This is a genomic window from Salinisphaera sp. G21_0 (assembly GCF_017744115.1).
Taxonomy (GTDB): Bacteria; Pseudomonadota; Gammaproteobacteria; order Pseudomonadales; family Endozoicomonadaceae; genus Endozoicomonas.
In genome coordinates, this window is record NZ_JAGHQW010000232.1 from 1 (window position 1) to 664 (window position 664).

General features: G+C 44.6%; 1 pseudogene. It reads left to right on the forward strand.

The annotated features are described in order from the left end of the window. Positions 1-405, forward strand: a pseudogene (locus J7439_RS25815) (transposase); the annotation flags it as partial. Positions 406-664 lie beyond the last annotated feature (259 nt).

The window sequence follows — 664 nt, forward strand, 5'->3', positions numbered from 1 at the left end:
AACCAGCATGTCTGGTGCTGGGTAACCGATCTTGAATTAACCGATGATACCGTTGAATCCATGATGCGAGGAGGACGTTGTAGATGGCGCATTGAAAATGAAACGTTTAACACCCTGAAAAATCAAGACTATCAACTTGAACACAATGACGGTCATGGCGAAAAACATCTAGCTACGAATTTTGCCTACCTTACTTTTCTGGCATTCCTGGTTGACCAGATTCAGGAACTGTCTTGTCCAAAATTCCAACAGGCTTTAAATAAGCCAGGGAAGCCTACACGAAAGCGATTATGGAGGAAAATCACCAGCTTCTTTCTCACGTTAATGTTTGATAGCTGGGACAGTTTGTTTAAAGCCATTGCCCATGGTGCTAAAGCACAGAAGATAGCTTTTGACACATCATGATTTGGCAAGATAGCCAGAATTTTCAGGGTAGTGATAGTGATTTTTCTTAGCCGTGAAAGCTGCTGGCTCTCTTATGTTTTCAGAAATTATGAATACGTCAGCTTTCAGACTATGGCAGTTGACGTGTATTCGTCTGGAGTAGCTGCAGCGGTGCGCTATCCAGTAACACATCCCACAGCCAGGCTGCCTGACAAAACAGGTCAGGCTTCCCTGATACCGGTTGCCTGGAACTTTACCGGGCTGACAAGGTCGTACTCTA